Genomic DNA, 13,692 nt, shown 5'->3' with positions numbered 1-13,692 from the left:
GTCGTTTGCTATTTCTTTCTGATGGAGCTGATCGCGCTGTTCTATCAGTACGTGCTGGACTACTATCCTTGCGCACTGTGTGTTCAGGTGCGAGCCTGGATCTGGGGTGCGACATTTACAGCACTGGTCACCGCTTTTGTCCATGACAAGTTCTGGTTACGCTAGGCGGGCCTGACATTGGCGGGCCTGTTTCTTGGCGGTGGCTTCTCCACCAGCTGGTACGCCTGGCGCGTAGAAAGGAACCGTCATCTCAAGCTGTACCTTGGGCGCAGGAATTCCCGAAATCATGCTTCTGGATTAATGGATCCCGGTACTCTTCAGAGCAGACGGTTTCTGTGGACAGTCACCAGCTCTGACTAAATACCTCTGGGTGAACGTTCCCTGACACAGGGGCAAGTATCGCCGCTCGATCTGTCAATTGGCCGCCAATCCCTGGTATTTTTCTTCCAGTCGGGAGAATTGGTCGCGTATCTCCCTTTCAAGACTTTGCTTCTTGCTTTCTTCCAAGTATGACGCTTTGCTCGCAGTCAGAATGGCAGACTTGAGTTGCTCGATGGACAATCCACAATCGACAACTGCATGCCTGTATTCATCGACCAGGTTGCTACTAAACAACACCGGGTCATCAGAGTTTATTGTCACCCTGCAGCCAGCTTCCAATAGCGTCTTCAAAGGGTGCGCCCTATAGGAAGGATAGATTCCAAGCTTGAGGTTGCTCGTGGGGCAAACTTCAAGAACAATCCCGCGATCCTTTACCAAGGCGATAACCTCAGGGTCCTCAATGACACGGACACCGTGACCGATTCGACGAGGGTTTAAAGAAAGTATCGTATCCCGTACAGCAGCTGCCCCAGCACCTTCTCCAGTATGAGGATTGGCAGCTAGCCCTATAGGTTCTACTCTTGAAAAATGCTTCGCGAAATAGCTGGACGGATTACTGTGTTCAGGTCCCCCAAGCCCCAATGCCACGATACCGCTGGTCGCACTGTTGGTCGCCAGAAGCCAATCTATTACCCGTTTTGCAGGTTGAGGGAAACTTCGTACCAGATCAGGAATCCACCTCATGGTAATTCCCGATACCTCGAATATCTGATCTCGAGCCTGATTCATGCCCGCGAGCACATGGTTTAGCGAAATTCCGCGGTTCATGTAGAATTGTGGAGTCCAGGTTATTTCGGCATGGAGAATATTCTGCTCTTTCAGCCGGTAACCTAAATCCAGAACCAGCTCCGAAAAGTCTCTTGGTTGCCTCAGGCAATGGACTCCCATAAGTAAAAGTTTGGCGAATCCACGAAAATTACGAAAACCCAAGTATGTCTTAAATTGGCAGGGATCATTGAACGGCAGCGGTATACCGTTTCTCCTCGCCAACATCAACATCAACTCTGGCCTGATGGAGCCCTCCAGGTGTAAATGCAACTCGACCTTAGGCAATTCCTCCAACAAAGAGTCGAGCCTTGGCGACGGTCCAATCCTTGTTTCGTCAGGCGTAGCTGGTAGTCTATTTCTGCGGGTGAGAGAACTTCCGGCCAGGCGGATAATCATATCGACAGGATCAGAAGTTGTCAGTGCTTTGAAGACACGCTGCTGTCTGCCGATGTCGAAAGATGGGGTTGTGAGTATCTCTCGGCACCGCTGATCGGTTTCAGACAGCAACAACTCCGTTTGCTTAGAAAGTGCATCCAAACAGATTTGCGTCTGTCGTTCCCATTTCTCGTTTGTAAGCGTTGCGAGAATTTTAGAGGCTATTGCTTTCGGCATGGTTGTGGAAAAGCTCCTGGAGTAGAGCGTGCCGAAATGGTAAAGCTGCGTACTATTCATTGGCGGCAAAAGCAAAACGGCAGTTCCCGCGGCAAGTGCTTCATAGATGGCGCCGATGCCTGGAGTGGTAATCAGAAGGTTCGATGAAGCGATGAGTTGAGCCGACTCGGCGGGGCTGACGTCTCCCTTGAGGTCAAGTCCCGACAATTTGATGGAGAGGTCTTTCAGACGGTTGTTACCAATTACACTCAGACATTGCCCCTGCGCCGAAACCACACTGTGAACCAACTTTACGATTTTGCTGACAGGTCCAACGATTTTTTCCCAAGATACAAGGGGCGACGTCAGCCCCCCGAAGTGAAGAACGACATTCTTGGAATCCCTCCGCGCTGCAGGCTCGATAGGCCATATAATCGGGGCCACAACGTTTACAGGGCTGTTCGGTGAAGATAGCTGGCCCAAATTCAATCCAGGATAATCCTGAACAAGATAGGCCAGCAATCCATCTGGAATATCGCTGTCTCGGCCGACCCGCCACTTGAACAGGCTGTCGATAAATAACGTGGCTCCCAGCAGACCATAATCCTCCAACCTCTTCAGCGCGGGAACATGATTGATCGAAACGATCAGGTCATAACACAAGAGCGAACTACGGTCGGGAAAGGTTGCCGCGAATTTTCCCTCAACAATATGGACACCTTCTGGGCTGAATCGACCGACAAAATCGTGTGCGTCACCGGCGCAGTTAATAGTTATTGAGGCGTGACGCGACAGTCCGCTGGCAAGAACCAAAGCTTTAGAAGAGGGGCCGAATCCAAAAGGGGCGGCTATGATTAGTATTTCGGGATGCATTCCGTATTAATCGGTGAGGATTAAGGCAAGTTCAAAATCGCCAGACACGCCTGCCTCGGCTATCGTTAGATTTGCGCTCTTCATTAGTTGCAATCGTTATCGAATAGTCTGTAAATAGCTTCGGTTACCGACGAATGGAAAGGACGAATTCTGGGAACCTTTGATTCGTTGCCGCAACACACAGCGGCAATCCGTCGGGCGTTCCGGCAGTGAATCAAAGGTTCCCAGGATCGAATTCAGCATCCGGCTGGTGTCGAGATTATTCGACACGAATAAAGTCAAGTGACCCTACGTCCAGCAGAAACCCGTCGAAGTCAATCAAAAGGACATCGCCTTCAAGGCCGTCGTCCAGGCTAATCTCTAATTCCATCGAGAAAAAGCCAACTACCAGGTTACAGAATATAGAGTTCGCGTCTGTCAGAAAGCAGGTGCCTGAAGTCGCAAATGTGCTACCGTTGAAGTATTCGACAATACCATTGGCAGCAATGAAGTAATTGCCTTGATTTAAATCCAAGGATATTCGATCGGGACTGCTTTCAGCATCCCAACCAACCATGTTCCATACTATGGTGTAGTCTGATTGTGCTGTTGCATTGAAGCTCAAAATAAGCAGACAAACGGTTAAAAGTGATCGCATTGCTAGCCTCCAGGCTTGATGGGTTGGCGATGGGGCTTAGTCTACGCTAGTAAGACCTATCATCAAAGTTTTAGGAACCTCCTACATGGACACCGCCCGTTTGCCAAGTGAATCCTGATGACGAGAAATAGTCGATTGCAGTCTTACGTCCGGCCTGTTTATGGAGTTGGTCTCCAGGCCTCTATGAATTTCGCCGACGGGGCCCTATCTGATTAAAGAGGTTTGCACGTCAAGAGGTTCCTCGGGTTTGACCCGCCGCGGACCGACCTGTTTCATCATAGCTTCACTTGTGCAATCGTTGAGCATGGAACTTAGGGAACTTAGGGACACTCACAACTTAACAACTTAATTCGCCAGGTTCTGGCGGTATGCCCGGCTATTGTCTACATTGTAGCCATGCCAGGGATGGGACGATTACATATCCCGGGTGGCTGCTACGATCTGATTGGGCGTGGCCTGGAGCGCCGCACTATTTTTGAGTATGACGCTGATAAGCTGGAATTCCACGAGAGGCTTGGCAGCAACCTGGTCAAAACACAATGTCAGTATCTGGCCTGGGCTCTTATGTCCAATCACTGTCACTTATTGGTACGAGCCGGGCATCTTCCATTATCCAAGCTCATGGCGCCAGTTCTGGGCGGTTATGGGGGCTACTAAAACCACCGCCACAAGCGTTCTGGCTATGCCTTTCAAAATCGATTTAAATCTATACTCTGCCAGGAAGACAGCTACCTGCTTGAACTGGTTCGCTACATTCATCTCAACCCTTTCCGCGCTGTAATGGTGCCGGATCTTCCCTCGCTGAATCGATATCTCTGGACGGGTCACGCCGGCATGCTGGGGAGAAGGAAGCGGGCGTGGCATGACACAGATTCTGCACTGAGTTTATTCGAAACAACCAGCAGCACCGCAAGAAAGACGTATCTGGGATTCATGAGAGCAGGGATTAAGGAACCCAATCCCGGCAATCTCTCTGTTAGGGGATTGTTAAGAAGCACTGGCAGCTGGGAAGCACTAAAGCAGGGGACAGGGGACAGGGGACACAAATAGTTTAATAGCTTAAGAAATTGGCCCGCCGAATTCGCCTCGAATCGTTGAGCCAATTTCAGTCAATCTCAAGAGCTGGTCGTTAAGCTATTAAACTATTAGTGTCCCCTAGCCTCCGCGCTTCGAACAACACAATCTGGAACTTAGGGACACTCACAACTTAACAACTTAATAGGGTAAGCCATGTTGCGAGTGTCCCAAAATTCCGCAAACAAGAGCAGTAACCACTCACATCTGAAGACACGTTTAGGCAGGTTGTAGAGTTTTAAGCTCTAAGATTCATCGTTAAGTTGTTAAGTTGTGAGTGTCCCCAACATTTCCGAAGTTGTGAGTGTCCCCAACATTTCCGGCGGATTCTGGAACATTTGCGGAAGAAGGAGTCGGGAGATTCCCAGGCGCAGCCACCGCCGGAAAGGGCACCGCCGCAGATCGGGTTATTTGACGAAGTCTGACTCACTCAACAACAAAGATAAAAAGGGAAATCTACAGTCTGCCTGGGAGGGTGGCCGGATCACCCTCGGCCGGCTGGTGGAGAAGGAGGTACTAACGCGCGAGCGTTGGCCTGATTGCTGATGGAAAGCGGCTGATTTCTCAGAGACTCTGACTGATTTTGCGCAAATTGGGTCTCTTGGTGAGCCACCTGCTCACCAAGCTGGACAGCAGCCTACTTTGGAGATTCCTTTTGTTTTACTTATAAGCTGGGAGAGGGAGGTTGTGGGTTCTGGAAAGAGTTCTGGCCCACTGGTCCGGGGTCATTTCGAGCTCTCGGAATGTCTTCGTTCAAAGCGCTTGCGACTACTTTCTAGTTAATCGGACAAGCCCCGTCTCGTTTCTTGATGTCATCAGACCAGTTGATACATCGGGATTACGGTAGTAACACCTCGTAAAAAACAGACTAACTCACCAAACCATGGAAATGTTCTCAGCGTTATCTTCCTCGAACCATTCATCAGACTACTGTAAGAGGAAATAGAACATGGGTGTGATACGTAACCTCCGGGGATTTTTATTGGGTTCGCTTTTTGCGATCAGCGCAACTGCAGCAATGGCCGACGATTCTATCGTTGAGCGACTGAGCGCTGTGGATGGCACGCAGGCGCTGATTGCCGCGGTTCTGGTCGTCGACGAGTCCGGCGTGCTGGATGTGAGTATTGCTGAGGCCCTGGACAGCATTGACGATATTGTTTTATTTGCACCGGTCAACTCAGCTTTCGAGACATTACTCCAGCTTGAGCCTGGCTTCCTGGACGGTCTTAGTGTTGACGACGTTAAGGCGGCTCTGCCATCCGTGCTTGGTGGTCTTGATCTGACTGTCAACGACGTTTTAAGTATCCTGCTGCTTCACGTCGGTGTGGTTGATGATGACGATGCCGAAATCGAGGACCTGCTTGAAGATAGAAGTGTCTCCGTCGCGGCTGGGATGCTGCCGGTGAGTCTCGGCAGTAAGGGCGTGCGCATCAACTATGAGGCAAATGTAATCAAAGCAGATGTTGACGCGGACAACGGCATTATTCACTACATCGACACCGTCATAGTCGGTGACCTGCTGGGTGAGTAGCAGCTGGTTATTGCGCGCTAAAAAAACCCGGCTCAGGCCGGGTTTTTTATGTCCTTTTCCTGGGCGCAAGCTCGGAGGGCTCTACGCCCATGGAATAATGGATCCCGGAATCGACATTTCAGAGACCGAGATTATGGTCAGAACTCTGATTGGCAATGGAATAGATGCGTCATTCGTTCGCATTCCGGATGAGGACCATGGACGGAGAAGATTGTCGAATCAGCTATTCTATTGTCGAAGACAGGCAGAGTTTCTGGAAGGGCAGCTGTAAATCACCGAACCGTGGCTGTTACGTGCTTTCATATATCCAGCCGTAACCGAGTGCTGCGTAGTGAATAAACCAGGCCTGCTAAGATCACACAGATTGCGGAAGCCGTTTCGGCTATAGCGGTCATGGTCACGATTGATTATCGTTGTAATCAAAGTAGGGAAAAACACTGCAGCAGCGATTCCGCAATATACTGAACGACACTCTGCTCAAGGATTGCCAGGGGAACGATGCCGACGCTGAGCACAAGATTGTGGAAGTCACGCAATGAAAAGCCTTCGCCGAGAGCCTCCCGAGCGCGCTCGCGAAGCTCGGTTGTCTTGAGCTGGCCGATCGTGTAGGAACATGCCTGGCTGGCCAGGCATGACGACATAGCGTTCGACTTCACTGGCTTCGATTCCGAAGTCGATAGCCTGTTGCCGGGTCCAGCCCTTGGCGTGGAGGCCAGTGTCGACGACAAGCCTGCGCGCACGAAAAAGTTCGCTGCTAAGCTGTCCCAGTCGGCCCACCGGATCATCCTGGTGCCAGCCATCCTCGGCTGCGAAACGCTCGGCGTAAAATACCCGGCCTTCGGTGCCGGCAGACAGACCTTCCAGCCCGCGGATCAGCCTGAAGTCTGACCCCATACTTGTTGAGTTAATGGAACTTAGGGACACTCACAACTTTACAACTTAATTCGCCATTTTCTGGCGGTATGCCTGGCTATTGTCTACATTGTAGCCATGCCAGGGATGGGACGATTACATATCCCGGGTGGCTGCTACGATCTGATTGGGCGTGGCCTGGAGCGCCGCACTATTTTTGAGTATGACGCTGATAAGCTGGAATTCCACGAGAGGCTTGGCAGCAACCTGGTCAAAACACAATGTCAGTATCTGGCCTGGGCTCTTATGTCCAATCACTGTCACTTATTGGTACGAGCCGGGCATCTTCCATTATCCAAGCTCATGGCGCCAGTTCTGGGCGGTTATGGGGGCTACTAAAACCACCGCCACAAGCGTTCTGGCTATGCCTTTCAAAATCGATTTAAATCTATACTCTGCCAGGAAGACAGCTACCTGCTTGAACTGGTTCGCTACATTCATCTCAACCCTTTCCGCGCTGTAATGGTGCCGGATCTTCCCTCGCTGAATCGATATCTCTGGACGGGTCACGCCGGCATGCTGGGGAGAAGGAAGCGGGCGTGGCATGACACAGATTCTGCACTGAGTTTATTCGAAACAACCAGCAGCACCGCAAGAAAGACGTATCTGGGATTCATGAGAGCAGGGATTAAGGAACCCAATCCCGGCAATCTCTCTGTTAGGGGATTGTTAAGAAGCACTGGCAGCTGGGAAGCACTAAAGCAGGGGACAGGGGACAGGGGACACAAATAGTTTAATAGCTTAAGAAATTGGCCCGCCGAATTCGCCTCGAATCGTTGAGCCAATTTCAGTCAATCTCAAGAGCTGGTCGTTAAGCTATTAAACTATTAGTGTCCCCTAGCCTCCGCGCTTCGAACAACACAATCTGGGAATCGACGCTTAACGATTAAGTTGTTAATTTGTGAGTGTCCCCTTTTTACAAATACCTCTTCAATACTGGCTAAATCGTGCGCAAGTCGTTTCCAGGCCGAGAGCAGTCCGACCACCGTTCCAGCCCCCAATCACAGATTGGGGTCGTTCGGTTGCGCAGAAAGCTGGCGCTTTCAAATACGCTGACCTCACCCCTTGGCAGGCTGTAATTCTCCCTTTTACTCTTATTTACGTCTTGATGTTGAGTCAGGCCTCATCAAACAACCCGATCTGCGGCGGGGCACGCTCAGGCGGCAGCTGCGCCTGGAAATCTTCGGCCCCCTTCTTCCGCATATGTTCCAGAATCTGGCGGATCACCGCCGGGTCTTCCACGCAGGCGATGATCTTCACCGGGCCCTGGCACTTTTCGCAGGTTTCGATGTCGATGGGGAAATTGGGCACACTCACAACTTAACAACAAAGCTAACCTAGTCGTACCCTACTTATTTCTGAACTTTCTGTAGACAATGGATTTTTGGGGAAAAATTTATAATCATCAAACTTAGATCATCTCGCGTCGAACAACACAATCTGGGAATCGACGCTAAACGATTAAGTTGTTAAGTTGTGAGTGTCCCCTTTTTACGTACCTCGCGCGGCACGAAACAGACCATCGGCCGCCTGCAGCAACTTACCCCGCAGTTTGGGTTCCATGTCCTGATGCTCGGTGATGAACCGCTGCACAATGGCTGCTGCCTCTTGAGAATTGTGGCCATCCAGTGTGGCGTGCAGCCAGCTCAGGGGAAAGAAAATGTCTCCGGTGTCACGGATTGATTCCAGTTGCTCCAGCGCCGGCCGGATCAGACTCACTGAGTCGTCCGCGCGCAAGGGGTGATGGATGGCACGCATGGCCGCCAGCACCCAGGACTCCTGGCGGCGGTTGGCCGGATCGCTGAAGGTGTCAAACAGTGACTCCCGCACGGCCGGATCGGCGCTGAAGGCGGGGCGCACGAAGCGGAAGCGGGCCTGGCGGTCCGGGTTGTCGATGTGCTGCTGTTGTTGCTCCAGAACCGACTCTGTATCGGGTATCCCGCGCAATGCCAGAGCCTCGGCCAGGTCGATGTACTGGGGCTCCTGCAGCGGCAGGCCAGCGAGCTCTTCTTCCTGGGCCCAGAGTCGCCGCAGGCGCCGGATGCCAGGCTCTGACAGGGTGACATTGACCAGGGTATTGAAATAGGCACGCTTGCGCCCTGCCCCTTCCACACGGTCCAGGGCCTGCCAGAGGACAGACTCCAGTTCGTCCGCCTGCGCGCGGCGTTCAGCGGGGGACAGGTAGCGCCACCAGACCCCCTGCAGCAGACCAAGAAGCTGCTGGGCGATCAGCTCGTCCTGCTCGCGGCTAACGCCATCGAGCAGTGCCTCGAACAGTGGCAGGGCTTCCAGCCGCTCTTCCAGCAGGTCTTCGTACAGGTGCTGCCAGGTCACTGCGCGGTGCAGCGGCGTAGCGAGATCATGAACGTTCGCGAGCAGCGTGCGGCGACTGTCCTGATCCAGCTCAAAGCGCCCATAGCCGACACCGGCGGCGCCGGTCAGGATGAAGTCCGGTTCGGTCATACCGGCCAGTGGCAGGTGGGTGCTTTCGCCGCGCAGGGTGACAATGTGTTCCGTGACCGCGCCATCGTGTCCCACCGCCAGCACCAGAATCTGCGGCCAGTGCAGGCCGCGCTGGGGCCGGTCATCTGCCTGGGTCACCGTAATGCCATCACCGGTCCAGCGGGCACTCACCCGGGGCCGGCCCGGTGATTCCACCCACGCCTGGTTCCAGGCCGACAGGTCCTCCGCGGTCAGACTGTCCAGTATCCCGATCAGTTCAGGCCAGCCGGCGTTACCGAACCGGTAGTCCGACAGGTATCGACGCAGCCCCTCCTGCAGGGTCTGCTCCCCGATCAATCGTTCCAGTTGACGCATCACCACCGGAGCCTTCTGATAGATGATGGCACCATACAGAGAACCGGCCTCGCGCTGGTTCTCCAACTGCTGTCGAATGGCGTTGGTACCGACGGTACGGTCCACGGCATAGGCAGCCGGGTGATGGGCCTGAAAAAACCGGAGTTCCAGATCCAGTTCCGGAAAGGCGGGGCCGGCGATCTTCGCGGCCATGAAGTTGGCAAACACCTCCTTCATCCACACATCGTTGAACCAGCGCATGGTGACCAGATCACCGAACCACATATGGGCGGTCTCGTGGGCGATCAGACTCGCGCGCCCCAGTTCCCGGGCGCGGGTCGCTCCCTCGTCCAGGAACAGGCTGTCGGCGCGGTACCAGATAGCACCCGGGTGCTCCATACCGCCGAACTGGAACGAGGGCACGGCAAAGAAATCGAAAGGGCCGAAGGGATAGTCGATGCCGGTGTAATCCTCAAGCCAGCCCAATGCCGTGGCATGCAGGTCAAAAATGGCTTCGCGGTTGCGCGCTACCCGCTCGGCATCGGTCTCACGATGAAAGAGGCGGTAGGTACGGCCATCGCGCTCGGCGCTCTCCACGGCAAATTCCCCGGCGGCGAAGGCAAACAGGTAGGAACTGATAGGCAGTGTTTCTGCGAAGAGCAGCCGATCCCGTCCGCCGTCGTCCAGGTCTGGAGTTCGGGACAGCTGTTCGCCATTGGACAGCGCCTGCCAGCGCGCGGGAATGGTCAGTTGCAGTGTATAGCGTGCCTTGATATCCGGCTGCTCGAACAGCGGAAAGGCAGTAGAGGCGCGATCCGGCACGAACAGTGAGTAGAAAAAGCCATCCCGGCGATTCAGCGCTGCATCCGTGCTGCGGAAGCGGACGCTCACCGACTGCTCGCCAGTCTTCAATGCCCCGGCCGGTATCACAATGTGGTCGGTCGGTACGCTGTAAGCAACCGGCTCCCCATCCACCATGACACCCTGGACATGGTCAGCGGGTGCACGAAAATCCAGCACCAGCGGACCGGCCGCCACGTTCCGCTGGAATTTGAGGGTGACCAGGCCCGTCACCGGCTCCTGCACATCCTCAGGGATGTTCAGGTCGATCGCGTAGCGCACATCCGTCAGCGTCGCGCTCCGCTCGGCAGCGACGGCGCGGGAGACGCCAGGCTCGGGCAGCTGGCGGTTGTCGACAGTTCCGGTACAGGACATTAAAAAGGTGGTCAAAAGAATGATTGTGATGCTGTGCGGTGTCACCATGACGGGTATTCTCGCACGAGTACTGCGAGCGCGAAACCTCGGGCCTGAGGGATCATTACTTCGTAATGGGTCCCCTGCGACAGGGTCATCGGAAAAACAGGCTGGCTGTATGGCACTGTCTCGCTGCGGCACTCTTGCTGTGGCACTGCGCTGACCGCCCACGTACAAAGCCGACTCCTGCCGGCGGCAATGGGCCTTGCCTGTGCGAGTCTCCGAAGGCCGGACCACGGCGGCACTGAATTACAGCTACCTCAGTTCACAATGACGTAAGCTGCCAATATGCACACCAGCAGCAGTGGACCGCCAAATTTTCTGACCGACCTAGAGATTGGATACTGAAAATCTTCGTTTTTCATGGCTGCCAGGTTAGCCCACCCACAGGCAGGAAAATATGGGATAGCTGAACCATGTACTTTTATACAGCAGCCAACTCGGCTGTGCCTGAGGTTGGGGTTGGGGTTGGGGTCGGGGTTGGGGTTGGGGCTGGGCGGCTCAACCTTCGTCTACCCGGCCGCCCCGCGCGGGTTTCGACCCCGGTGCTTGAACCGTGAACCAGAATAAATGAAAGATTTTACTGAACGCCCCGGGCCAGCAGCTGGCCCGGGGCGACAGTCACAGTGTTGCGTTAGCTATGGATCAGGGCAGTGCATAAGCCACCAGCTCGGCCGGCTTACCACCGCCACCGACGAACATGGCCAGGTACTGCTTGCCATCATGCTCATAGGTGAACGGCAGGCCGGTCTGCGTGTCCGGCAATTCCAGCTCGGCGATAATTTCACCGCTTTGCTTGTCGACGGCGCGGAAAATCGGGCTTGCGCCGGCACCGCCGGTACCTTCACCGACAAACAGCAAAGACTTGGTCAGCAGAATGCCCGCACGGGTGGGAATTCCGGTCCGCGGAATATCGACGCCTTCCAGCAGCGGGTGGTTGGCGATTCGCTCCGGCGTATCGGCGTTGGCTATCCACCACAGATGATCGCCGGAGTTCATGTCAATTGCCGTGACACGACCATACGGGGGCTTGACGATTTCCAGCCCCTGGATACGCGGTGTACGGACACCGAAACCCTGACTGAGATCAAGGTCTGAATCCGGGTTCTTGGACAGGGCCAGAACCTGCAGCACTGTTCTGGAAGGAACGTACAATATACCGGTCTCAGGATCGATGGCAGAGCCTTCCCAGTTTGCCCCGCCTGTGGAAGAAGGCAGACCCAGCCGGCCTCTTGTCCCATCGGGCGCGTCTGCCAGCGAGGGGGGCGTGAACAGGCTGGGGCTGAGCCGGAATCCTTCAACAGACTCCAGAGCCATCGCACGCAGCTCCGGCGTAAAATCGATCATGTCGTCTTCAGTAAAGCCCTGGCGATCAAAAGGTGCCGGACGGGTCGGATAAGGCTGGGTGGGTGCGTACCATTCCCCGGGCACATCACCCGCTGGAACCGGTCGCTCCACAATTGGCCAGATGGGCTCGCCATTCAGCCGATCAAACGCGTAGATGAACGCCTGCTTGGTAACTGACATGACGACTTTCCGGCCATTGGGCAGATCGGCCAGCACTGGCGCAGCAGGCACATCCCAATCCCAGATGTCGTGATGGATGAACTGAAAGTGCCAGCGGCGCTCGCCGGTTTTCACGTCCAGGGCCACCAGACCACTGGAGAACAGATTGGCGCCGGGCCTGTCGCCGCCATAGTAGTCACCGGTTGGATCCTCGACCGGCAGGTAGACAATGCCCAGTTCCGGGTCTCCTGAAATAGGAGCCCACACACCGGAATTACCGGTAAACTCAACACCTTCGTCCAGCCAGGTTTCGTAGCCGATTTCACCCCGTTCCGGAATGGTATGAAATGTCCACAGCAGCTCACCGGTACGCACATCGAAACCGCGTATATCCCCTTTGACATTGGCTTTGGAACGCGGTCGGCCGCCGGTGCGGTGGGCAGCGCCGACCACGATGACATCATTCATGACAAACGGAGGTGCGGAAATACCGATATCCGGATAGGGGAACCTGGGGTCGTCGGCGTTCCTGAGGCCAACAAACAGGTCTACGATGCCGTTATCACCAAAGTTGGGATCTGGTATGCCGGTCTTGGCATCCAATGAAACCAGCTGGTAGCCGGGCGTGACGTCTATCACCCTGGTCGTATCGCCATCCCGCCAGAAAGACACCCCGCGACCGGCACCCTTTCGTGGGGCCTCGTCGAAACGGTCACCTTCCTGGGCCCGCCACAGCCACAGCACCTGACCGCTGGTAGCATCCAGAGCCACCACGTTGCGGGTGCTGGCTATGTTGGCATAAAGGACACCGTCCACTTCAAGCGGGGTCGAAGGGTTGACGTAGTCGGTGGTAGGGCCGAAGTTTTCTGTCGAAAAGCGCCAGGCTATTTCCAGCGAACCGACATTTTCGGCATTTATCTGGTCCAGCGGCGAGTAGCGCTGAGCAAATTCGCCGCCATGATATACAGGCCAATCTCCCTGGTAGACGCTGGTTCCTGACTGCCCCACGGCAAGAGGGCTCAGGCACAGACTGCCGAGGGCCAGGATAAATGGTGTGACTGACTTTCTTTTTATTAGCATTTAAGACTCTCCTGATATCTTATTGTTATTCCTGACAGGCGCCCCGACCAGTAGTGGTAGCGGCTGATGGTATCAGCCATCAGCAAACTCTGGGGCCCCGCCGGGCAAGACCTCATCCACATGCCCGCATAAAGGTCCGAATGCCTGCCCTGACGACAGTTGCATGGTATTGTCAGAGGTGTCCGCAAGTATCGCCTATTTTAGGCTGGTAGAGAAAGACCCTGGCCCAAAGCCCTGTTCCGGCCAGGCAGGACATCCTAACCCGTGGTTACCCTGCCAGGCATTACCG

At 54.6% G+C, this 13,692-nt stretch carries 9 protein-coding genes and 1 pseudogene; 3 read left to right on the top strand and 7 right to left on the bottom strand.

Annotated features, from left to right (window positions below; genetic code table 11):
- Positions 1-414: 414 nt before the first annotated feature.
- Both add and R3F50_08880 read right to left on the bottom strand, forming a co-directional pair.
- Positions 415-2,613, bottom strand: a complete 2,199-nt coding sequence (add, locus tag R3F50_08885; GenBank protein ID MEZ5490418.1) for an adenosine deaminase — start codon at positions 2,611-2,613, stop codon at positions 415-417.
- A gap of 259 nt (positions 2,614-2,872) precedes the next feature.
- Entirely contained in the window at positions 2,873-3,250 is a 378-nt protein-coding gene (locus tag R3F50_08880; GenBank protein ID MEZ5490417.1) for a hypothetical protein, read from the bottom strand.
- A 405-nt stretch (positions 3,251-3,655) separates the two neighbouring features.
- On the opposite strand from R3F50_08880, the gene R3F50_08875 reads away from it, so the two are divergent.
- Both R3F50_08875 and R3F50_08870 read left to right on the top strand, forming a co-directional pair.
- Complete coding sequence (locus R3F50_08875) at positions 3,656-3,907, top strand: transposase (GenBank protein ID MEZ5490416.1); 252 nt, start codon at positions 3,656-3,658, stop codon at positions 3,905-3,907.
- Between the two features lie 1,366 nt (positions 3,908-5,273).
- Positions 5,274-5,855 carry a fasciclin domain-containing protein gene (locus R3F50_08870; GenBank protein MEZ5490415.1) on the top strand — a complete coding sequence of 194 codons (582 nt, stop codon included), beginning with the start codon at positions 5,274-5,276 and terminating at the stop codon, positions 5,853-5,855.
- Positions 5,856-6,274: 419 nt separating this feature from the next.
- On the opposite strand, the gene R3F50_08865 is transcribed toward R3F50_08870, so the two are convergent.
- Positions 6,275-6,457 (bottom strand): DUF885 family protein, encoded by a 183-nt coding sequence (locus R3F50_08865; protein ID MEZ5490414.1) that lies wholly within the window; start codon positions 6,455-6,457, stop codon positions 6,275-6,277.
- On the bottom strand, positions 6,384-6,749 hold the full coding sequence (locus tag R3F50_08860; protein MEZ5490413.1) for a DUF885 family protein: 366 nt from the start codon (positions 6,747-6,749) through the stop codon (positions 6,384-6,386). Before R3F50_08860 ends, R3F50_08865 begins: the two co-directional genes overlap by 74 nt.
- 105 nt (positions 6,750-6,854) lie before the next feature.
- Here R3F50_08860 and R3F50_08855 point away from each other — a divergent pair, with 105 nt between their 5' ends.
- Positions 6,855-7,106: a transposase gene (locus R3F50_08855; protein MEZ5490412.1), complete on the top strand. Its 252-nt coding sequence runs from the start codon at positions 6,855-6,857 to the stop codon at positions 7,104-7,106.
- A gap of 777 nt (positions 7,107-7,883) precedes the next feature.
- Here R3F50_08855 and R3F50_08850 read toward each other — a convergent pair.
- The 3 genes and pseudogenes from R3F50_08850 to R3F50_08840 form a co-directional block, all read right to left on the bottom strand.
- A pseudogene (locus tag R3F50_08850) lies at positions 7,884-8,069 on the bottom strand (IS91 family transposase).
- Between the two features lie 189 nt (positions 8,070-8,258).
- Positions 8,259-10,826, bottom strand: a complete 2,568-nt coding sequence (locus tag R3F50_08845) for a M1 family aminopeptidase (protein MEZ5490411.1) — start codon at positions 10,824-10,826, stop codon at positions 8,259-8,261.
- Positions 10,827-11,462: 636 nt separating this feature from the next.
- Entirely contained in the window at positions 11,463-13,403 is a 1,941-nt protein-coding gene (locus R3F50_08840) for a pyrroloquinoline quinone-dependent dehydrogenase (protein MEZ5490410.1), read from the bottom strand.
- Between the last annotated feature and the right edge of the window lie 289 nt (positions 13,404-13,692).

It is taken from the genome of Gammaproteobacteria bacterium, assembly GCA_041395725.1.
Lineage (GTDB): Bacteria > Pseudomonadota > Gammaproteobacteria > Pseudomonadales > Pseudohongiellaceae > NORP240.
The sequence above is the reverse complement of the archived record's forward strand: the minus strand, read 5'-3'. Positions and strand labels throughout refer to the sequence as shown.

Excerpts from the sequence above, each read along its gene's own strand:
- add (MEZ5490418.1), bottom strand. The coding sequence starts at position 2,613 with ATGCATCCCGAAATACTAATCATAGCCGCCCCTTTTGGATTCGGCCCC.
- R3F50_08880 (MEZ5490417.1), bottom strand. The coding sequence starts at position 3,250 with ATGCGATCACTTTTAACCGTTTGTCTGCTTATTTTGAGCTTCAATGCA.
- R3F50_08875 (MEZ5490416.1), top strand. The coding sequence starts at position 3,656 with ATGGGACGATTACATATCCCGGGTGGCTGCTACGATCTGATTGGGCGT.
- R3F50_08870 (MEZ5490415.1), top strand. The coding sequence starts at position 5,274 with ATGGGTGTGATACGTAACCTCCGGGGATTTTTATTGGGTTCGCTTTTT.
- R3F50_08860 (MEZ5490413.1), bottom strand. The coding sequence starts at position 6,749 with ATGGGGTCAGACTTCAGGCTGATCCGCGGGCTGGAAGGTCTGTCTGCC.
- R3F50_08855 (MEZ5490412.1), top strand. The coding sequence starts at position 6,855 with ATGGGACGATTACATATCCCGGGTGGCTGCTACGATCTGATTGGGCGT.
- R3F50_08845 (MEZ5490411.1), bottom strand. The coding sequence starts at position 10,826 with ATGGTGACACCGCACAGCATCACAATCATTCTTTTGACCACCTTTTTA.
- R3F50_08840 (MEZ5490410.1), bottom strand. The coding sequence starts at position 13,403 with ATGCTAATAAAAAGAAAGTCAGTCACACCATTTATCCTGGCCCTCGGC.